Here is a 23,326-nt window from a genome sequence, read left to right as displayed (position 1 = left end):
ACCTTTTTTATTGGAACGACACCGATGACTGCTCACGCAGCGAACGCGGGCGCATGTCGATCCAGTGCTCGTTGATGTAATCCAGACAGACCTGGCGTTCACCGCGCATCCCTGCCTCGCTCCAGCCGCTGGCCATCGGCTTGCCCGCCGGCCACAGGGAATACTGGCCCTGGGCGTTGATCACCACATCGAATTGCAGTTGTGCGTCATTCATGTCGTTCTCCTGTTGAACGGGATTGCAGCGTGGCCAGACTCCGGTCGAGCCCGGCGGCGAGATGGTTGAATACGGCATGTCGCTGTTCGTCGCTTGAAGCGCAGGCCCCGACGTACACCCGCACGGACGCCCCGCAGACCTGCGCGCAGGTGTCTGCATCGTCGTCCGCGAAGGCCCGGGCCGACACTTCGGCGTTGGCGCTGGCATGGGCCTGGGCAAACGCCGTGGCGGCGGCTTCGGTATTCAATTGCGCGTAATACTCGGCGAACGCCTCGGCGTCGCCAAAGTGCGACGCAATCATGGCGCTGTTGGCCGGTGCCAGGCCGTAAGTCAGCGCACAGGCGTGGGCCTTGGCGTACGCCGCGTCGTAGGCGTAGGCCTTGCGATACAGCGCCAGCAGCACCGGTTTGAGCCTGGCCCGCCACTCGCCCTGACGCCCGAGCACACCGAGCGCCGCCCGCTGATGCAGGCTTTGCAACGCGAGCAGCGCCTGCCGATGCTCCGGCAAGGCTTCGCCGAGCATCGGCAGGACCACATCGGCCTGCCAGAGATGAAACAGCCGCAGCGGCACGGGACCCTCGCCATTGTCTATCCGCTTGCGCAGGTCGTCGGCCTGTCCGGTTTCGCACAGCACTTGCACTAAATTCAGCAGCCATCGCGGCATCGAGATCGGTTCACTCATGGCGATGGCTCATCCGTACCGATGATTTCGGCCAGCAACCGCGCCCAGCGGCCTGCCACGATGCCGTAATGATCGGTGTCCAGGGTTTGCCAGCTGCGCAACTGCGGCAGCAAGGCCTGCCAGTTGCGTTGCAGGTCGTCCGGGTTCCAGGCATTGCCCAGCCCGTAAGGATTGGCGTGCCCGGCGCTGAACAGCCGCACTGCTGTGGTCGCCAGCGCCGGCGGCTGGAAGTCGATCATGCTGATCATGTTGTTGCGGCAGCACACCGTCAGCCGTTGCAGATACGCCTGGCGTTCTTCGGCCATGCCCTGCCCTTCGCCCTCCGGCCAGCGCTGGGCGAACTCGCGCTGAAACACCTGCTCGATGGTCTGCTCGTCGATGTCGGCCAGTTCGCTACCGGCATCCGGCGCGGGCGGGTCGATCAGGTACAACAACGGTTGCCGGAAACCGTCGACCTGGGCCTGATGACACAGCGCCTGCGCCACCCATGCACCAAACGACCAACCGGCCAGACGCCAAGTGCTGCCTTGCGGAAGATGGACCTTGATCGCCGCCAGATACCAGCGTGCACGTTCCTCCACGCTGATGTTCGGCAACTGCGGCAGGCGCAGCGCCGGGTCGGCGATCACGCAAACGCCCAGCTCCGCCGGCAGCGCCGAGACCAGCTCCCGATAGGCCTGAACATCGCCACCCACCGGGTGGATCAGGTACAGCCAGTCGCGGCCGGCACCGGCATGCCATTGATCGATCCGCACCGCGTCGTGCCAGCCGAGCGGCGTAGCGCTGGGCGTGTCTTCAACGGTGGCGGTCGATACCAGCCCCAGCACCTCGTTCAGGCTGACCTTGTGGCTGAATTGCGACAGCTGGAACACCTCACCGGTGGCCGCTTGCAGTTCGTCGATCAGGTCGAGCAGCGTCAGCGAATCCGCGCCCAGGTCGTACAGCGAATCGTCATCTTCCAGCTCGGCCACACCGAGCCACTTGCACAGGCACTCACGCAAGCGCGCCGACAGATCCACGCCCTTCGGTGCCTCGACCGTTGCGGCCACGGCACCATGGCGAACCGGATAAAACCGCCGCGCCGTGTCGATGCCGGTGGTGGAGATCAGCAGCTGCGGCAACTGCGTCGCCATCGCCAGATCGAACACCCGACAGCCCTCTTCCGCCGACAGACCGACGGTCAGATGCTCCAGATGCGCGGCGTCGCCACCGTTGCTGGTGGTGGCCATGCCGATGTCGCGCCAGATGTCCCAGTTGATCCCCAAACGCAGGCACGTGTCGGTCGGGTTCGGGCGATAGTGGGTGAAGCCATCGAGTACCCCGCTGGCCGCCGCGTAGTCCAGGTGCCCCGCGCCGCCGAACAATGCCGACATCGACGAGCAGTACAGGACAAAGCCCGGCTTCAGGTGCTCGATCAAAGCTTCGACCGCCAGCATGCCGCGAGTCTTGGCGGCCATCGCCTCGGCCATTTGCCGGGCATCGCGATGGCGAATCAAGCTGCCCGCACCGACGCCCGCCGCATGAATCACCCCGCTCAGGCGACCGTAACGCACGGCCAGTTGATCAAGTACCTGCGGCCAGCGCGGCAAGTCGGCGATGTCCGCTTTGATGCAGTCGATCCGCGACGCGTACGCCGCCAACGATTCAGGCAATTGCCCTTGGCGCGAGATCAGCACCACCCGGCGTGCAGGTGCCTGCAACAGGTGTTCGCACAAGGTCCGGCCGATGCCGCCGCTGCCGCCCAGCACGAGGAACGTTCCATCTTCCGGTAAAAGAGACGTCGTCGCCGGGCCGGTCAATGGCTGAGGCATCAAGCGTGGCTGCCACAGGTAGCGATCGCGCACCGCCATTCGTCGAGGCAATGAAACCGGATCGGCAAGCAGCGCTGCCAACTCGCCGGCCTGCGCTTCGAGGCGTGACGACGGCAAATCCAGCCAGTGACAACGCACCGGGTATTCCTGCGGCACCACTTCGGTGATGCCGGCCAGCGCCGCCAGCTCGGGCCGCCGCACCTCGCCGTCTACCGGGCATGCTTGCCATGACATCAACCACAACCGAAGCCGTGTCGTGCGTGGGGTCTGCCCCCAGGCCTGCATCAATGCACTGACCGTGTCCAGGCCGGCCCACTGCGCCAGATCCAGCGATTGCTCATTGACCTCGCCCGACACCGCCAGCGGCAAGGCATGCAGCCAGTCGAGTTGGCCAAGGTCGGGTTCTGCGACTTCGGCGAGCAAACGGTCCAGGGCTTCAGTGTCCAGCGGATCAAGTTCGAAACGGTCCGCGCTCAAGCGCTTGAAGCCATTGCCCGCGCGCACTTGAATCACGCGTCGATAGACAGTGTTCAGGCTCGCCAGCAAGGCCGATTCCGGCGTTTCATGGCTGCACAGAATCAGCACCTCACGGGATTGCGCCGTCGCTGTCGTGCTCAGGCGCCGGGTGCGCACCCATTGTCGTTGGTGAAACCAGTCCGCCAGCGGTTGTCGCGCAAGGGCTGGCGCATCAGGTTCAGCAGCCACAGGCGTCTGGAAACGATAGGTCTGAAGATCGAACGATGACGGCGGCAAATCCCACGGCGGTGGCGCCGAGCGCTGTGGCCATTGGATATTCGCGCCCTCGTACCAGGCGTCCAGCAGCTCCTGCGGCGATTGATCGCGGGCGATCAGCTGCGCGCTTGAGACCCCGACTTCCTTGATCGCTGTCGGCTGCAACGGAATGTCGTCACCCGGCCGGCAGACCATCGCGAAGCGCCAGCGCAACTGCCGGCGACCTGACTGCAAGTGCCGCAGCAACGCAGTCTGCTGTTCCGGGTTCGCGTGCAGGTATTCGCGAATCGCCGCGATATCGCGCAGCAACTCCGCTCGGCTATGGGCCGAGACCATCAGCAGCGGCAGCGTTTCCTCGCCCACTTCCTGCGCCGTGGGCGCAGCGCCGACGATGACATGCGCATTGGTCCCGCCAATCCCGAAACTGCTGACACCGGCCAATCGTCGCCGACCTTCCGGCCATGGCCGGGACGTGGTCGGCACGTAGAACGGCGAATGCTGCAGATCGATCTGCGGGTTGATCCGGCCAAAACCGAGGTTCGGCGGCAGCACGCCATGGAACACCGCGAGGCTGGCGCGAATCAGCCCGACCACCCCCGCCGCCGCGCCCAAATGACCGATCTGGCTTTTTACCGAAGCCAGCGCGCAACTGCCGGCCGGCGCATCGCCAAAAGCCTTGGTCAACGCCGCGACTTCGATCGGATCGCCCAGCAAGGTGCCGGTGCCGTGGGCTTCGATGTAGCCGATGTCGGCACCGGTCAACCCGGCCCGGTTCAAGGCATCACTGATGACCGCGCTCTGCCCCGCCACCGACGGCGCGGTGTAACTCATCTTGGCCCGGCCATCGTTGTTCAACGCCGAGCCTTCGAGCAGCGCGTAGATCCGGTCGCCATCGGCCCGCGCCTTGGCCAACGGTTTGAGCACCACCACCCCGTAGCCACTGGCGCCGAGGGTGCCGCTGGCGTCGTCGCTGAACGGACGGCACAGACCGTCGGCGGAAAAGATGTGTTGCGAACGGTGCCGGTAGCCCTCGGTCAGGGTCGGGTCGATCAGCACCCCGGCGGCGAGCATCACGTCACTGTCGCCCTGGCGCAGCATCGAACTGGCCAGGTGCACGGCGATCAGCGAGCTGCCGCAAGCGGCCTGCACGCTCAGGGCCGGGCCGTTAAGGTCCAGGTGATACGCAGCTTTGGTCGCCAGAAAATCCTTGTCGTGATGCAGCGCCAACTGGAAGCCGTCCGGCAAATCGTCGTCGGCGGTTTCGCGCAGCATTTGCTGGAAGTACGTGGTTTCGCCGCAACTGGCGATCAGGCCGATGCGCGGGCCGTCCGCCGACGGAACGATGGCCGCGTGTTGCAGGGCCTGCACGCAGGCCATCAGCAGATGCCGCTGTTGCGGGTCCATCAGCCGCGCTTCCTGGCGGCTGATGCCGAAGTACTCGGGATCAAAATCGAGCATGCCCGCCAGTTGACTGCGGGCGCCGACCAGGCCCTCTGCGGCGGCAAAGTGCTCGATGCCCAACCCATTGCCTTGCACCATCGCCCAGAACTCGGACAGGTTCTGCGCCCCGGCCACATTGACCGACATGCCGATGATCGCCATCGGCTGGTGACCTGCATCGGTTTGCCGAACACGCTCCGCCGACGCCACTGGTGCGGTCGACAGATGCGCCGCCAGACGCCGCACCGTGACGTGCTCGAACAGATCGGCCATCGTCACCTTGTGCGGCAACTCTTCGGCGTAACGGCCATGCAAACGCATCAGGCCGAGGCTGGTGGCGCCGGCCTCGAAGAAGGTCTGCTCCGGCTCGATGTCCCGGCCGATCACGGCCTGGAACAACTCGCTCAGTTGCCGCTCCAGCGCACTCAGTTGAACAACTGCCTGTGGCGTGCTGCGCCGCTCCAACGCCTCGCCCAGATTCGGCAAGGCCTTGCGGTCGATCTTGCCGCTGGGGGTGCGTGGCCAGCGGTCGATCCGTCGGTATTCATCGATACGCACGTGGGCCGGCAGCCGCCGCTCGACCTGACGATCCAGCGCTTGCGACGTCGCAGGTTGGCCATCGAGTTGCAGCCAGGCGATCAGCCGGGGCGGATCGGCCTGCACCGCCACCACCGCGTTGACCACCTCGGGCACCTGCATCAGCGCTGCCTCGATCTGCCCCAGTTCCAGACGATGGCCGCTGAGTTTGATCTGCTGATCGTCACGCCCCAGATAATGCAGGCAGCCCTGGGCATCGGCCCACGCCAGATCGCCGGTGCGGTAGTACAAACAGCCGTCTGCCAGCTCGACAAACCGCGCGGTATTCATTGCAGGGTCTGCCAGATAGCAGCGAGCAACCATCGGCCCGGCCACCAGCAGATAGCCTCGGCTGCCGATCGGTACCGGGCGGTCGTGTTCATCGACCAGCAGCAATCGCGCATTGCCCACGGCATGGCCGATCGGCGCGCGTAGCGGCCAGTCCCGCGCCACCGGCGGCAGGCGCAAGGCACTGACCACGTGGGTTTCCGTCGGGCCATAGTGGTTGAACAACGAGGCGTGCGGCATGCCGCCGAACCAGTTACGCAGCGCCTCGGTGCAGAGCAGTTGCTCGCCGGCCGTGATCACCTCGCGCAACACCGACGGGTAAATGCCCCGGGCCACGGCGGTTTGCGCCAGATGCTGCAAGGCCACGTACGGCAGGAACAGGCGCTCGATCCGCGCCTCGACCAGGTAATCCAGCAACGCCTCGGCATCCTGACGCCAGCGCGGCGTGATCAGGTGATAACAACCGCCGCCGCACAGGGTGCTGAAAATCTCCTGGAACGACACGTCGAACGACAGCATCGAGAACTGCAGGGTCACCGCTTTCGCCGGCAACTGCCCTTCGGTGCGCTGCCATTGCAGCAGGTTGCACAGGGTGCGCTCCGACACTTGCACCCCTTTGGGCGTGCCGGTCGATCCAGAGGTGAACAGCGTGTACAGCGGCCGTTCGCCGGCGTGGCGTGGACGCTCGAACGTTCCGGCACCGGCGTGCAGATCGACCCGATGGGTGGCGAATCGTCCGGCGTTCAGGTCATCCAGTGCAGCCTTGGTCGCATCGCTGAACAGCACACACAGCGGCTGCGCCTGCTCCAGCACCTGACGCTGGATCGCCACCGGGTAAGCAGGGTCCAGCGGCACGGCGGTCAGGTTGAGTTTGGCCAGCGCCAGCAAGGCGACGATGTGTTCCACCGAGGCATCAAGGAACAGCACGACATGCAACGGCGCGATCCCGGTCGGCAACGGATGACGCTCGACAAGGTTTGCTGCCAGAGCATCGGCCAGCGCATTCAATTCGCTGTAGGTGAGACGGTGCTGGCCTTGAACCAGCGCAACGGCATCCGGTGAGCAATGCACTTGATGCTCGAATCCGTCCGCCAGTGTGTTGAACGGCAGCGCAACCTGCGGGCCCTCGCTGGCCGGTGGCAGGTTGCGTCGATACGGACTGAGCAAATCGTTGAGATTGGCCGCCGGAGTTTCCAGCAACAAATCCAGACCACGGCGGAACAACGCGTTCACCGCCCGCATCTGTTCGGCATCGAAATAGCTGCACTGATATTCCCACCAGCATTCCAGTTGCGAACCGCTGCCCACCATCAACAACGTCAGCGGGCACTTGGCGTGCAATTGCTGGTTGAATGCCAGCGTGGCGCGCAGGTTCGAGTCGGCCAACGCGGCGTAATCGGTGTTTTCCAGCACAAACATGAAATCGAACAGCATCGGGCTCGACGACAGCCGCAGGTCTTCCACCAGATCCGCCAGCGCCACGTCCTGCAACGCCAGCACCTCGCGCACGGTGGCGGTCTGTTTGCGCAACTGCTCGCTCAGGGGCAATGCATTTTCAACGGCGGTGGGGATCAGCACGGTGTTGGCAAACATGCCAACGGTGTCTTCGAACTCCGCCAGTGGGCGGTTGGACACCGGGCTGGCGATCCGTGGCCGGTCGCTCCCGGTCAGGGCGTACAGGCTCCAGGCGAAGACACTGAACAGCACTTCGAAACGGGTCAGTCGTTGTTGGGTGCAAAAGCGTTCGAGGGCAGCGCTGCGCAGGGTGCCCAAGGGTTCCCGGTGCAACCGGGCGTCCGGGCTGATTTCGCGCATTGGCGTCAAGGCAGGCGACGGTTCTTCCTGACGGCGGTGCAATTCGGCGAGGGCGCGGCGCTGGTCGCGATAATGCGGATCGACGCTCCACTGGCGCTGCCACTGGCCGAACTCCAGCGTCGTCAGTCGGGCAGTTGGCTGCGGGCTGTCGTGGCCGTGCAGGACATCGGCGTAAAGCTGCGTCAGGTCATCGAACAACAGGTTCACAGACCAGCCATCGACGATGATGTGATGCAGGTTCAGCAACAGCCGGCAGCTGCCGTCGGCAAACGGCAACAGCCAGGCCTGAAACAGGTTCGGGGTGGTCAGGTCGAACGGCGCGGCGAACACCAGCTCTGCGAAGGCCTGCCAGTTGTTCTCGGTGAAATGCCCGACCGCGAAGGTGCGACAGGTCGAACCCTGCTCGGCGATTACTTGATCGAGTCCGTCAGCACCCGCCGCGAATGCCGTGCGCAATCCCGGATGACGCTGCACCAGACGCCCCAAAGCCTCGGCCAGTGCCGCAACGTCGACACCTGCCGCCAGATGCAGAATCAGCGGCACGCTGTAGGCGGTCGAGGTCGGCGAACGTTGTTGCAAGAGCCACAGGCGTCGCTGCTCGGCGGTGGCCGGCAGGCGTTTGGCGCTGCTGATCGGAGGCGCAGGTGGGTAGATCGACTCGCGGTTCGTTTCACCGGTCAGGTGTGCGGCCAACGACAAGAACGACTCGTTGAGCAACGTGTCGATCGCGATCTCGCGCTGCCAGCGGACACGGATCGCCGAACGCAGGCGCATGGCCTTGAGCGAATCGCCGCCGCTGCCCAACCAGTCATCCTGCGCATTCAGGGCCGGTTGACCGAGCAGCGAGCGGGCCTGACTCAGCAACCAGTCCAGCGCCGGTGAAACGCTTTCGTTATCCGTAGCTGCCAGGACTGGATGCCACGGACTCAACCCTTGGGCCAGCAAGCCGTCACGGTCGATCTTGCCATTGGCCGTCAGCGGCAAGCGCTCCAGCAGAAACAACTGATGCGGCCGCATGTACGGCGCCAGTTGTGCCCGCAGATGGTTTTCGAAGGCGTGATAGTCCAGATCCCCGCGAGGCACGATGAACGCCAGCAACTGATGATCTTCAGCCGCCTGACGCCGGGTGCAGACGTACACCTGCGCCACGCCCGGATACTCCAGGATCCGTTGCTCCACCTCCCCCGGCTCGATCCGGAAACCACGAATTTTCACCTGCCGGTCGACGCGCCCCAGGTACTCGATCAAGCCTTCGGCATTGCGCCGCACCAGATCGCCGGTGCGGTAATGCACCTGCGCGCCACCGTCGAGGTCGGGCAAACGGACGAACTGGCGGGCGGTTTCTTCGGGCCGGTTGCGATAGCCACGAGCGACGCCGCTGCCACTCAAATACAGCTCGCCCACTTCGCCTGCCGGTACCGGCCGTTGCTGCGCATCGAGCACCAACACGCCGGTGTCCGGCAACGGTCGGCCTATGGGCGCCGAGTCACCAGCAAAGTCGCGGCTGATCGGCCAGCACAGGGCGAACGTGGTGCATTCAGTCGGGCCGTAAACATTGAAAATCCGGCAGCGACTCTCAGGATTGGCCCGATACCAACCACGAACAGCGGCAGCGCTGATCTGCTCACCGCCGATCAGCACCTGACGCACGCTGGAAAAACACGACGGCCACTCGGCAATCAAGGTGTTGAACAGCGACACCGTCATGAACAGGCTGTCGACCTGAGTCCGCTCCAGCACCTCGGCCAGACGTCGCGCATCCAGTACGTCCTCATCGGCGATCATCACGCAGCAACCGCCGTTGAGCAGCGGCGCCCACAGTTCGAAACTGCACGCATCGAACGCCGGGTTGGACAGGCAGGCGAACCGGTCCGTCGGGCGAATCTCGATATAGCCGTTGGTGTGCGCCAGCCGCAGCAAGCCGCGCTCGCCAACCTCGACCGCTTTCGGCGTGCCGGTGGTGCCCGAGGTGTAGAACAGGAACATCACCTCTGCAAAATTTTCGGCCAGCGTTTGCGGTGGAGCGTCCGGCTGATCGAGCAAGGCCTCGACGCTGATTTGCCACAGTGAAGGCGACCACAGCGCTTCTTCATCCAGGGTAATCAGGCCGACACACGCCGCATCCGCCAACATCAATTCCCGACGCTGGCGCGGGCTGGCCCGATCCAGCGGCACCACCACCGCGCCGACCTTCAACGCGCCGATAATCGCCGCCAGCCACTGCCAGCAGCGCGGCATGCACAACGCCAGCGACTGACCGGGCTTGACGCCACGCGCCAGCAGTCCTCGGGCGATGCGTTCGCTGGCGCTGGCCAGTTGCGCGTAAGTCAGCGTGACCGATTGATCGATCACCGCCGGGGCTTGAGGATTACCCGCCACTTGGTCGGCAAAACGTGCGAGCAACGGCATGTCTTTGGACGCACTCATCATTTCGCCTCCTGCGCGTCGAAGCATTGCAGCTCCCGACGGATGATTTGCGAGACCCGATGGATTTCCGCGCTTTCGAGCATGTCCCAGTGCCCGCCGCTGACCAGTTTCGCCAGATAGCCTTGGCCTGCGCGGCGCCGCCAGAAGCCACGCAGTTCATGCAACTGATGGCGGCTGAAATCTTCCCGGGCCTGGATCAGCACCACGCGACCGGCGCGCGGCGCGCAGTCATAGGCGGCCATGGCCAAACGGTTGTGGTTGTAGATGTTGAAGTAGCGTTCGACCTGGGCGTCTTCGATGCCGGGGTACATACCGTTGAAACGCACCAGCTTGTCGCGGAACTCGGCCATGTCCACGGTGCCGATCTGCTCGCGGAAACCCGGATCGTCGCTGCCCTGGGTGTCGAGCAGCACCACGGTCACCTGACGATGCCCGGCCGCCGTCAACCGCCGCGCCATTTCATAGGCCACCAGACCACCGAACGACAGCCCGGTGAGGATCAGCGGTTGCTGCGTCAGTGGCTCGATCTGGCGCAAGTAAGCCTCGGCCATCGCTTCGACCGTCGGCTCGGTGCTCTCCCCCGGATTCAGTCCCGGCGATTGCACCCCGTACACGCCGGCTTCATCCGGCAGCACCTTGGCCAACGACAGGTAACAGAACGCCGTACCGCCCGCCGGGTGAATGCACACCACGTTGTGCTGGCCGCTGCCGCGACGGAATTCGATCAGGTTGCTCTGGGCCAGCGCCGGATTGGCCCCGACCCGCAGCCAACCGCCCAGCGCTTCGATAGTCGGGTAACTGAGCACCACGCGCACCGGCACTTCGACTGCAAACTGCTGGCTGATCTCATGGGCCATTTTGATAGCAGCAATGGAGGTGCCGCCGACATTGAAGAAGTTGTCGCGAATGCCGATCTGCGGCGCCAGCAACAGGCTTTTCCAGATCTGGTACAGCGCCAGTTCGATGTGATCGCGCGGGCTGCTCAGGTTGACCTGACGATTGACCAATTCCTCGTCCGCCAATGCCGTCAGCGCAGTGCGATCGACCTTGCCGTTGGCAGTCAGCGGCAGCGCGTCGAGCCACAGATAGCTGCCGGGGATCACCGCTCTGGGCAGGGTTGTCGCCAGATGGGCGTGCACCGCTGCTTCGTCAACGGGTTCGGCCACCACACAGCAGGCCACCAGCCGCTGATCCTGTGCCGCTTCGCCGACCATCAACACCACGGCGCTGCGGATGCCGGGAAACGCTTCGAGCCGGGCTTCGATTTCGCCCAGTTCCAGGCGCACGCCGCGCAACTTGACCTGAAAATCGTTGCGACCGAGAAACTCCAGCTGACCGTCCGGGCGGTAGCGCGCCAGATCGCCGCTGCGATAGAGCCGATCACCTGCCACGAACGGATTGTCGATAAAGCGCTCGGCACTGAGCTGCGCCAGCCCCAGATAACCACGGGCCACACCGACGCCGCCAATGTGCAGATGCCCGGTCACGCCCACCGGTAGCGGCTGGTCGCGATCATCGAGCACGTAAAAACGGTTGTTGGCAATCGGCCGGCCAATCGGCAATTGCCGGGCCGGCACCTCGGCACCGGGCTCCAGGGTCCAGATGCTGTTGATCACCGTGGTTTCGGTCGGACCGTAGACGTTGTGCAGCCGCGCACGGGGCAGACGCTCCTGGAAGCGCCGGGCCAGAGCCGGCGGCAGTTCACCGCCGCCGCTGAACACATCGGTCAGCGACACACACTGGCTGACCTCGTCGACCTCCAGGAACAGCTGCAACATCGCTGGCACGAACACCAGCGCCGTGACCTGCTGCTCGCGCACCTCGCGTGCCAGGTACGCCGGTTCGTAATGGCCGCCGGGCCGAGCGATCACCAGCCGCCCGCCGGTTGCCAGCGGCCAGAAGGTCTCCCACGCCGAAGCATCGAAACCGAACGGGATCTTGTGCAACATCGCCCCCGCCTCGCCGCAGACCTGCAAACACCACAGCAGCAGATTGCTCAAGCCACGATGCGCGACCATTGCGCCCTTGGGCAAGCCGGTGGTGCCGGAGGTGTAGATGACATAGGCGAGATGGTCAGGGGTAACGCCGACATTGCGCGGATCAAGATTGTCCGCCGGCAGCGACGCCCAGCTCGCGGCATCCTTTTCAAGGTCGAGGATCGGCGCTTCCCAGTTCGCCCCTTGCACGGCCTGACGCAAGATTGCGTGCGCCGAACCAAGGGTCAGCAGCACCGCCGGTGTGCTGTCGCCGAGCATATGACTCAGGCGTCCCAGCGGATAGTCCGGATCCAGCGGCACGTAGGCGCCGCCGGCCTTGAGCACCGCCAGCAGCGCCACCGGCAATTCCAGCGAGCGCTCGATGCACACCGCCACGCGCACGTCCGGGCCGACGCCCAACGTGCGCAAATGCCGCGCCAGCCGATTGGCCCGGGCATTGAGCTCGGCGTAGCTCAGGGATTCGCCCTCGAACACTACCGCGCAGGCCTGAGGGTTGCCCGCAGCCTGCGCTTCGACCAGTTGATGCACGCAGGGCGCCGCTTGCGTCAGCGGTGTGGCGCGGTTGAAGTCGACCAGCACCTGCTGACGCTCGGTCTCGTTCATCAACGACAAGGCATTGATCGGTTGCTTGGCGTCGGCGGCGATCTGTTCGAGCAGGTGGCGGTAGTGCCCGCTCAGGCGTTGGATGGTCGCAACGTCGTAGAGGTCGGTGTTGTATTCCACCAGCAGGTCCAGCCGCCCTGCCCGCTCGACCCATTCGAACGCCAGATCGAACTTGGCCGTGGCACTGCTGGTGCCGTACGGCGCCAGTTCCAGACCGGGCATCTGCACCGCGTTGCCCGGTGTGTTCTGCAGCACCAGCATCACCTGGAACAACGGCGAATGACCGGGGTCTCGCTGCGGGTTGACGGCCTCGACCACGCGGTCGAATGGCACGTCCTGGTGGGCGTGGACGTCGAGCATCTGGCCCCGCACCTCGCGCAACAGCTCGGCAAAGGTCTGCTGCGGATTCAGGTGCTGACGCAGCACCAGGGTGTTGACGAAATGGCCGATCAGCGGCTCGACTTCCGGACGATTACGGTTGGCGAACGGTGTGCCGAGGCACAGATCCTGCTGACCGCTGTGGCGCCACAGCAGCACCGCCAAAGCGCCGAGCAGTACGTTGAACAGCGTGCCCTGAGTTTGCCGGGCCAGCGCCGTGAGTTCGCGCAAGGTGCCGCCATCGACGGAAGAACTGAAAGTGGCGCCGACATAACGCTGCACCAACGGTCGCGGCCGGTCGGCGGGCAAGGTCGATAACAGCGGCGCGTCGTCCAGGTTACGGCGCCAGTAATCGAGCTGAGCGTCCAGCACGGCGCCGCCCACTCGCTGTTGCTGCCAGCAGGCGTAGTCGGCGTATTGCACCGGCAACGGCGCAAGCGTCGGGGTTTCACCACGCAGATAATCGCCGTACAGCGTCGCGACTTCGTGCAGGATCACGCCCATCGACCAGCCGTCGGCGATGATGTGATGCACGCTGTACAGCCACAGGTATTCGTCGTCGGCCACGCGCAGTAACGATGCCCGCAACAATGGGCCGGTGGCCAGATCGAATGGCGCCCGTGCGTCCTGTTCGACGGCGAATCGCACTTGCTGCTCACGCTCGTCGGCAGGCAACTGGCGCAGATCCGTCACCGACAACGACAGCGGCATCGACGAATGCACCACCTGACGCGGTTCCCCGTCCACGCTGCAAAACGTCGTGCGCAGGATTTCGTGGCGGGCCACCAGTTGGTTCAGCGCTCGTTCCAGCTGCGCGACGTTCAACTGCCCTTTGAGCGTTATCGCCGTGGGCACGTTGTAGAACGGGTTACCGGGTTCCAGTTGATCGAGAAACCACAGTTGCCGCTGCGAGAATGACAGCGGCCAGTCCGTTTGGTCGTCGATACGCCGGGGAATCGCCGCGTCATCGTGCCCGCCGAGCAAGCCGATCAGTTCCTGTTTGTGACGCTTGAGCGCCTGGGTCAGTTCTTCGGTGAGAAACCCGCGCGGCGCCTTGCAGCGCAGCCTGTCACCGTCCACTTCGAGCACCACGCCATGGCGAGCGAACAACGCCAGCAATTGATCGGCATTCATACTTCGAACTCCTCCATGTCTTCATCGTCCAGGCTGGCGGTCACAGGCTCGATGGCAAACGCCTCGACCGGCGCGCGGTGTTGTTCATCGGCCGTGCGCAGCCCGCCGATCATCGAGTAGATCAATTCATGGCTTGGCCCCAGATCGAACAGCATCGTCAGTTGCTGTTCCTCGACCGAGCCGATGCCGCACAGGCCCAGGCCGTGCTCGACGGCGGTCATGCTCAGCAACTGCGCCATCGCCCCGCTTTCGATGTGGCAGAAGTCGCGGCTGCGCTCGCCATACAACGGACGGATCGCGGCCATGTCGGCGATGAAGAACAGCGAAAACGCGGCGTTCTCGTACACCGGTCGGTTGACGAAATAGTCGTAGGTGTCCGGGTCGAGCGCTCCGCTCTGGAGCGCCAGCAAACGATGCTGGCGGGGATCGTAGTAATACGCGCCGCCGGGCACGCCGAGCACCCGATCCGGCTTGACGTAGAGGTACGCCTGAATCGGGTAAAGGCCACCCGCCGACGGGAACTGGTATTTCACCTCGCCGTCGAGTTGCCCTTGCGCCAACGCCGCCAATACATGGGCAAAGGCCTGGGTGGCGATCGGTTGCAGATCGTATTGACGCACCGAGCGGTAATCGCTCAAACGCCGGGCGAAGGCCGGGTCTTGCGGCAGATCCAATGCCACTGCCGGCAGGGCTTGAGCGAAGTCACGGCGCCCACGCTGTTCGGCTTTGAACTGCGCTCGCTGCTGGGGATCCTCGATGATGTCCTGCATGGATTCGGGTGCCTGCTGCACGTTGCCGAGCAAATCCTGACGCGCCCGATTCTGGCGGTACATGCCGAGCAGGTGCAGCAACGTCGGCTGGGCCAGCAGTTGTGCCACGTGCGGGCGGAACTGCAAGGCGCCGGACAACGCGTTGCTGATCCGGACGATATCGATCGACGTTGCGCCGAGGTTCAGCAGGTTGGCGTTGGCGGCAATCGATTCGCGCTTGAGCACATCCTGCACGATTTCCACCAGCCGCTGTTCCTGAGGGCCGTCGACTTCCAGCGCCGGCCCTTGCTCCTCGACTTGCTCAGGCTCCGGCAGACGTTTCTTGTCGACCTTGCCGTTGGACGATAAAGGCCAGGCCTCGACGAATGTGAACGACGCGGGAATCATGTAGGCCGGCAGCTTGTCGCTCAGATAGGCGCTGAAATCGCTGGCCTGCAATGCCGGATCGGCCTTGAGCACGTAACCCGCCAGACGCTTCTCGCCCAGCGTGCTGCCAAGAATCCGCACCACCGCGCTCTGCACGCCGGGATGGCGATTGAGCGCGGCTTCGATCTCGCCCAGTTCGATGCGATAGCCCTGAACCTTGACCTGATTGTCTTCGCGACCGAGGAATTCGATGTTGCCGTCGGGCAGCAAACGGCCCAGGTCGCCGGTGCGATACAGCCGCTCGCCGGTCAGTGGATGATTGAAGAAACTGCCCGCGCTGAGTTTTTCATCGCGCCAGTAACCTTTCGCCAGACCGATACCACCGATGTACAGCTGCCCCGCGACCCAGGTCGGGCGCACTTGCAGCGCTTCATCCAGCACGTAGAAGCGCTGATGATCGAGGGCCTTGCCGTAGGGAATGCTGCGCCAGGCCGGGTCGACTTGTTGCACGGGATAGTAGATCGACCAGATTGACGCTTCGGTGGCACCGCCCAGGCTGATCAGTTGCAGCTTCGGCTGCAAGGCCCAGGCCCGCTCGGGCAACGTCAGGGGAATCCAGTCGCCAGACAACATCGCCACCCGCAGGCTGGCAGGTAGCGCACCGCCCTCACCCTCCACGTACTCGACCAGCATACCGAGCAGCGCCGGCACCGAGTTCCACAGGCTGACCTGATGACGCTTGATCAATTCGAGCCAGTGCGCCGGATCAAGGGTCAGTTGCGGGTCGAGGATGACCACTGCCGCGCCCACGGCCAGCGTGCCAAAGAAGTCATAGACCGACAGATCGAAACTCAGCGACGAGATCGCCAATACGCGGTCGGTCGGGCCGACAGCAAAGCGCCGGTTGATGTCGAGCAAGGTGTTGACCGCACCGCGATGGTCGATCACCACGCCTTTCGGCTGACCGGTGGAGCCGGAGGTGTAGATCACGTAAGCCAGGTCGCTTTCGTCCACCTGCACCGGTTGCAGTGGCAGCACATCATTTGAGACTTCATCGGTGACCGCGATGGCCGTGACCTGCGCCGGCCATTCGATCCTGTCGAGCAGCGCCGGTTGGCTCAGGACCAGGCTCGCCTCGGCACGCTCCAGAATATGCCGTAGCCGTTCCGCCGGCTGACTCGGTTCGATCGGCAGGTAAGCGCCGCCGGCATACAGAATCGCCAGGGTCGCCACCACTTGCTCCCAACCGCGCTCCATCACCACCGCCACCAAGCGGTTCGGCAGCACACCCCGCGCTTGCAATCGGGCACCGAGTTGCCGGGCCTCAAAGCGAAGCTGGGCGTACGTCAGCTGTCGCGTGCCGATCACCGCCAGTGCGTCCGGTGTGGCGAGGGCCTGACGGTCGAACAGTTCGTGCATCAACGGCAGCGTTTGCTGATGGTCGACCGGCGCCGGTAATCGCGCCTGCGGCAGCAGTTGTGGCGTGTTCGCGCCCCAGGCTGCCGGCTCGCAGAGGCTGTCGAGCAGGGAGTTATAGGCAACGAACATCTGCTCGATCATGCCTTGCGGGAACAGTTCGTCGATGCTGTCCCAGTTGAACAACAGGCGTCCTTCCAGCTCCAGCAACGTGTGGTCGAGCCACACTTGCGGGGTCTGGGTGATGCTGTGCATGTGTTTGGCGTTCAACGCGTCGGCCAGGTTGAACTCGGCCAGTTCCGGCGCCGCTTCCGACAGCGTGCTGTTAAACACGATCGGCATCGCGGTCTGCTGCACGCCCCGGGCCTGGGACAACTCGCGCAGCACTCGCACACCGCTGACCACCGAATGGTCGATGTCGCGCCACAGTTGCGCCTGCACCGCGCGGGCCTTGTCGGTAAAGGTTTGTGTCCCGTCGATGCCGACTTCCAGCAGTACCAGTGAGGTGAAGTCGCCGATGATTTCGTCAACATCGGGATGAAGCGGCATGCGGTTGAACAGCGGCAGGCTCAGGGTGAAACGCGGGGTGCGGCTCCACAGCGCCAGCACTTCGCTGAACGCGGTCAGCAGCATCACCGACGGCGTCACCGCAAACTGCTTGGCCACGGCTTTGAGCTGCGCCCACTGCGCCGCCGACATGTCGCGGTCGCGGCGGGTGAAGTGCGGGTTGGCGATGCTTTCGGGTTGGCGTACCAGGGGCAGATCTGGCGCCGGGGCCAACGTAGTCACCCGTTCACGCCAGTAGCCCAGCGCCTGCTCGTAGCGGCGGCCATTGCGCAGCTGCTGTTCGGCCAGCACATAGTCGCGAAAAGTCAGGCCCGGCTCTGTCAGCTCCAGGTTCGGATTAACGTAGAACGCCATCAGTTCGCGAGCGAGAATCTGCGTGCTCGCGGCGTCGACGATCAGCGCGTCGAGGCTGATGTGCAAATGAGTGATGCCGTCATCGAGCAGCGACAGGCTGAACTCGAACAGCGGCCAGCGACTGGCGTCCAGCACCTGATGGGACTGGCGTTCGCGGGTCGCTTCCAGCGTGCGCTGCGCCAAATCGGCGGGCAAACCGCGCAAATCGCTGCGCGGCATGCGATAGGTCGGCACCTGCGCCAGCACCTGTTGCGTGCCATCGCTGAGGAACACCACGCGCAGCATGTCGTGGCGCTGGATCATGCGGTTCAGCACTCTCTCAAAACGCTCGGCGTCGAATTCGGGAATGCGCAGTTCTTCGTAGCCGTGGGCACTGACGCCGCCGAGGCTGACCGTGGCCTCGCGACCGAACCAATAGGCCTGCTGGATATCGGTCAGAGGGAACGGTTCATGTCGATTAGCGCGATCCGGCTCGATCTCGATGAATGCCGATTCAACGCTCTGCTCTTCACGCGAGACCTGCGCCGCCAGATCCCGCAACACCGGGGTCTGGAACAGGCTGCTCAGGGACAGTTGCACGCCCATGCGCTGGTTGATCGCGTAGATCATCCGCGTCGCCAGCAGCGAGTGGCCGCCGAGGTCGAAGAAGTTGTCGTGGACGCCGACCCGTTCGCACTTGAGCACTTCAGCCCAGATCTCGGCCATTTGCCGTTCAATGTCGTTGCGCGGCGCTTCGTAAGTCGCGCCAGCGCTGCGTTCCGGTGCCGGCAGCGCCTGGCGGTCGAGCTTGCCGTTGCGGGTCAGCGGCAGTTGCGAGAGCCGAACCCAGGCACTCGGGATCATGTGTTCGGGCAACTGGCGTTGCAGTTCGGCTCGCAAGGATTCGCTGGTCGCGCTGCCGACCACATAGGCCACCAGACGCTTGTCCCCGGCCACGTCTTCGCGCAGCAACACGGCGGCTTCCTGCACGCCGGGCTGTTGATGCAACAGGCTGTCGATCTCACCGAGTTCGATGCGGAAACCGCGCAGTTTCACCTGTTGGTCGATGCGCCCCAGGTACTGCACGTTGCCGTCGGCCAGGAACGTCGCGAGGTCGCCGCTGCGGTACATCCGCGCGCCCGGCTCGGCGCTGAACGGGTCCGGCAGGAAGCGTTCGGCGGTCAGGTCCGGGCGGTTCAGATAGCCACGGGCCAGGCAGGCGCCGGCGATGTACAACTCACCCGCCACGCCGACCGGGACTGGATTCAAGTGCTCGTCCAGCACGTACAGCCGCGCATTGGCGATGGGACGGCCAATGGACGGCGCGTCCGGCCAGGACTCGGCGTCGTTGCAATCGAGGCTGAACTGGCTGACCACATGGGTTTCGGTCGGCCCGTACTGGTTATGCAACTGCGCGCCACCGAGCCCACGGACAAAACCGCGCAGTTCGTCATTGATTTGCAGGGCTTCACCGGCGGTGATGATCTCGCAACCGCCGGCCGGCATCGGTGCATCGGCTTCGGTCAGACCGGCGAGTTGCTGCAACACGGCAAATGGCAGGAACGCCCGCTGCACGCCTTCGGCCACCAGGGTCGGGCGCAGTGCGGCAAGGTCCTTGCGGCTGTCTTCAGTCATCAGCAACAGGCTGCCGCCCTGGCAGAGGGTGCTGCAGATTTCCTGGAACGAAACGTCGAAGTTCAGCGAGGCGAATTGCAGCACGCGCTGCGGTGCCGTGGCTTGATCGAGCTGCCAGTTAATCAGGTTGTCCAGCGCACGACGGCTGTGGGCCACGCCTTTCGGGCGTCCGGTGGAGCCGGAGGTGTAGAGCACGTAGCCGAGGTTTTCCGGGCTCACCGTGACGTGCGGATCATCCGTCGGGTGCTGTGCCCATGGCGCTGCGTCGGTGTCCAGGCAGCAGATGTTCGCCTCGTTGGCCGGCAGCCCGGCCATCAGGCTCGACTGGGTCAGCAGCATGGTCGGCGCGGCATCACTGAACATGAACGCCAGCCGCTCGCTCGGGTAAGCCGGGTCGAACGGCACGTACGCCGCGCCAGCCTTGAGGATCGCCAGCAGGCCGATGACCATTTGCGGCGAGCGCTCCAGGCACAGGCCGACGCGATGCTCGGGGCCGACGCCTTGTTCGATCAGGTAATGCGCGAGGCGGTTGGCGGCGCGATTCAGTTCGCCATAACTCAGTTGCTCACGGTCAGCGAGCAACGCCACGGCGTCGGGCGTTTGCCGGGCGAGGCTTTCAAAGCGCGCCACGCAACCGGGCAACAACGCGGTATCCCGCGCGGTGCGGTTCCAGTCATGAACGATCTGCTGATGTTGCTCGGCGCTCAGCAGCTTGATCCTTGCCAGCGACTGCTCGCTGTCCTCGACCACCTGCGTCAGCACCCGACGCAGGTACTCGCCGAACTGCTCGACAGTGCCGCGTTCGAACAGGCCCGAGGCATATTCCAGACCACCGACGATCTGCCCGTCGCACTCATGGAGCGCCAGTTGCAGATCGAACTTGGCCACGTGATGGCTGCTCTCGACCGGCGTGACATCCAGCCCGGTCAGCAGCAGATCGGAATCCTGATCCTGCTCCCAGGCAAACAACACCTGGAACAGCGGACTGTGGGCCAGGCTGCGCGGCGGGTTGAGCAATTCCACCACTTGCTCGAACGGCAGGTCCTGATGTTCTTGAGCCTCCAGCGCCACCCGCCGCGCCTGTTGCAGCCATTGCGCCACCGACGGCGTACCTGATCGGGTCATCCGCAGAGCCAACGTATTGACGAAGAAACCGATCAGCCCTTCCAGTTCCTGTTGCGGGCGATTGGCCGATGGCACGCCGATCACCACGTCGCTTTGCCCCGACAGACGCGACAACAGCAATGAAAACCCGGCCAGCAGAGTCATGAACAGCGTGGTGCCTTGCTGCATGCCCAGGGCTTTCAATCGCACGGTCAACGCTTCATCGAAGACCAATGGAACAAAGCCACCGAGGTAATCCTGCACGGGCGGACGCTTGTGATCGGTCGGCAATTCCAGCAGCACCGGCGCGCCCGTGAGGGTTTCACGCCAGTAACGGCTTTGCTGCTCCAATACTTCACCGGACAGCCATTGCTTTTGCCACACCGCGTAATCCACGTACTGCACGGGCAACGGCGGCAGCGGATCGTCACGATCCAGCAGGGCCGCCGCGTACAGTTGACCCAGCTCGCGGGTGAGCACGCCCATCGACCAGCCGTCGGAGATGATGTGGTGCTGGGTCAGCAGCAACACATGGTCATCCACCGCCAGCCGCACCAGGCTGACCCGCATCAGCGGGCCACGGCTCAGGTCGAACGGTCTGGCGCCTTCCTCGTCGATCAAGCGGGTCAGGCGTTCTTGAGCATCGAGCCCCTGTACGTCAGTCACCGTCAGCCGGATACTGTGCGTCGGCGGCGAAACCAATTGCCGCCCTTCCCCTTCAACAGCAATGAACGTCGTACGTAGCGCCGCATGGCGCGCCACCAGCTGATTGAAGCTGCGTTCGAGTGCCGGCACGTCCAGTGGACCGCGCAAACGCAGGTTCAACGGCATGTGATAGGCAGCGTTGCCACCCTCCATCTGTGCCAGAAACCACAGGCGCTGCTGGGCAGACGACAACGTTTGCGCGCCCGAGCGTTCAAGGGCCGTAATGGCCGGGCGAGCCGCAGCCTGACTGGCTTGCAGCCGTTCGGCGAACTCCGCCAGAACCGGCGCGGCAAACAGGGTCGAAGGCGCCACTTCCAGCCCCAGCGTGTGGCGAACCTGCGCCAGCACCCGCATCACCAGCAGCGAGTGACCGCCGAGGGCGAAGAACTGATCCTGACGCCCGACCTGCGCGACGCCGAGTACGTCGGCCCAGATCGCGGCGAGTGCGGTTTCCAGCGAGCCTTTGGGGGCTTGATAGTCCTGCTGATCGAACGCCTCGACGTCCGGCGCCGGCAGACTTGGCCGATCGACCTTGCCGTTGGCGGTCAGCGGCAGTGCATCGAGACGCACGAAAGCGGTCGGCACCATGTAATCCGGCAGGCTGATATGCAGCTGTTCGCGCAGTAAGCGCGGGCTCAGCGTTGAGTCTGGTTTTTCGCAATAGTAGGCAACCAGGCGTGGTTCGCCAGGACTGTCCTGGCGCAGCAGCACCACGCTTTCGCGCACGCCCGGGATGTCCGCCAGCCGGGTTTCGATTTCCCCCAGTTCCAGACGCAGGCCGCGCAACTTGGCCTGGGAATCGTTGCGGCCGAGGAATTCCAGTTGGCCGTCGGCCCGGTAACGCGCCAGATCCCCGGTGCGGTAAAGGCGCTCACCCGCCACGAATGGGCTGTCGATGAAACGCTCGCTGGTCAGTTGTGGCAGGTTCAGATAACCGCGCGCCACGCCGACGCCGCCGATGTAAAGCTCGCCGGCGACACCTTCGGCAACCGGTTTACCGTCAGCATCAAGCAGGTAAATCCGGGTATTGGGCAGTGCCCGGCCGATGGGCAGCACCGCGTCGATCTGGCTGTTTTCGGTGAACTCGAAACAGGTGCTGTCGATGCTCGCTTCGGTCACGCCGTAGGCCTGGACGATCTGCACGCGATCACCGCACAGCCTGCGCAATTGCCGCGCGCTATGGGCGGTCCAGATGTCGGAGCCGCAGACCACCGTGCGCAGGAACGACAGGTCGTGGCCGGTCTCTTCGACCCACGCCAACAGCGGATTAAGCAGCGCCGGCACGAAGTCGGCAAAGCCAATCCGCGCCTCGCGCATCAGACGATACAGGGCCGGCGGGTCCATCAGGGTGTCCCGTGGGCAGAGCACCAGCGTGCCGCCAAAACCCAGCGCACGGATCAGGTCCGCGCTGAACACATCGAAGGAAAAACCGGCCATTTGCAGATGATTGATCGGCTCGCCCAACTCATAGAGTTGCGCCCAGTCGGCGCTCACCGCAATCAGCCCGCGATGCTCGACCATCACGCCTTTCGGGGTGCCGGTGGAGCCGGAGGTGTAGATCACGTAAGCCAGATGTCGGGGGGTCAGGCCGATCGAGTGAGGATCGAGGTTGTCGGCCGGGAGCGAAGCCCAATCACGGGCGTCGGCCAGATCCAGCACCGTCGGTGCAGTCGCTGACAGTTCGAGCGCCGCCCGCAAAACATCGCGTGCCTGGCCGTGGGTCAGCACCACCGGCGTTGCGCTGTCGGCCAGCATGTGCGCCAGGCGCGCCTGCGGATAGGCCGGGTCCAGCGGCACATAAGCCCCACCGGCCTTGAGCACCGCGAGCACGCCGACCAGCATCTCCAGCGAACGCTCCAGACACAGCCCGACCCGCACGTCCGGCCCGACCCCGAGGCTGCGCAGGTGATGGGCCAAGCGATTGGCGCGGGTGTTCAGTTGACGGTAACTGATTGCCTCCTGCTGCCAGCGCGCAGCGATGGCCTCGGGGGTGCGCAGCACCTGCGCTTCAAACAGACCGTGCACGCACAGGTCTGCATCGAACGGTTTCAAAGAGCAAACGTCGGGCTGCGCGGGATTCGTCCCACGCAAGGAAGTGTTGTCGAACATCGGAGGCTACCGTCCATGACTACATTATTTTTGTGATCAGGCAGGTGTCAGCACGCTTCCTGCCAGTCAGGCCCCGGCATCAGGTGCCGGCACGGTCTTTCGAATTCAGGAGGATGGCGCGGCGCGCGCGTGCAGACTCACGTTGAACGCGGGCACACGCAGAAACTCGGGGGGAGACAGGCTGGAGAAGAACACCGCAGCGCGGTCGGCGCAGGCAGATGGAA

At 64.4% G+C, this 23,326-nt stretch carries 5 protein-coding genes; all 5 read right to left on the bottom strand.

What is annotated here, in order from left to right; genetic code table 11:
• Positions 1–7: 7 nt before the first annotated feature.
• The 5 genes from QLG12_RS14400 to QLG12_RS14380 are packed head-to-tail and all read right to left on the bottom strand — an operon-like array spanning position 8 to position 23,102.
• Complete coding sequence (locus QLG12_RS14400) at positions 8–214, bottom strand: MbtH family NRPS accessory protein (protein WP_011333696.1); 207 nt, start codon at positions 212–214, stop codon at positions 8–10.
• Positions 207–896, bottom strand: a complete 690-nt coding sequence (locus tag QLG12_RS14395; protein ID WP_282474764.1) for a hypothetical protein — start codon at positions 894–896, stop codon at positions 207–209. Before QLG12_RS14395 ends, QLG12_RS14400 begins: the two co-directional genes overlap by 8 nt.
• Positions 893–9,988: a non-ribosomal peptide synthetase gene (locus QLG12_RS14390; protein ID WP_282474763.1), complete on the bottom strand. Its 9,096-nt coding sequence runs from the start codon at positions 9,986–9,988 to the stop codon at positions 893–895. Before QLG12_RS14390 ends, QLG12_RS14395 begins: the two co-directional genes overlap by 4 nt.
• Positions 9,985–14,097, bottom strand: a complete 4,113-nt coding sequence (locus tag QLG12_RS14385) for an amino acid adenylation domain-containing protein (RefSeq protein ID WP_282474762.1) — start codon at positions 14,095–14,097, stop codon at positions 9,985–9,987. Before QLG12_RS14385 ends, QLG12_RS14390 begins: the two co-directional genes overlap by 4 nt.
• Positions 14,094–23,102, bottom strand: a complete 9,009-nt coding sequence (locus tag QLG12_RS14380) for a non-ribosomal peptide synthetase (RefSeq protein ID WP_282474761.1) — start codon at positions 23,100–23,102, stop codon at positions 14,094–14,096. Before QLG12_RS14380 ends, QLG12_RS14385 begins: the two co-directional genes overlap by 4 nt.
• Positions 23,103–23,326 lie beyond the last annotated feature (224 nt).

This window comes from Pseudomonas sp. V88_4, from assembly GCF_029967985.1.
Taxonomy (GTDB): Bacteria; Pseudomonadota; Gammaproteobacteria; order Pseudomonadales; family Pseudomonadaceae; genus Aquipseudomonas; species Aquipseudomonas glycinae.
This window is presented reverse-complemented; position numbering and strand designations above follow the sequence as displayed.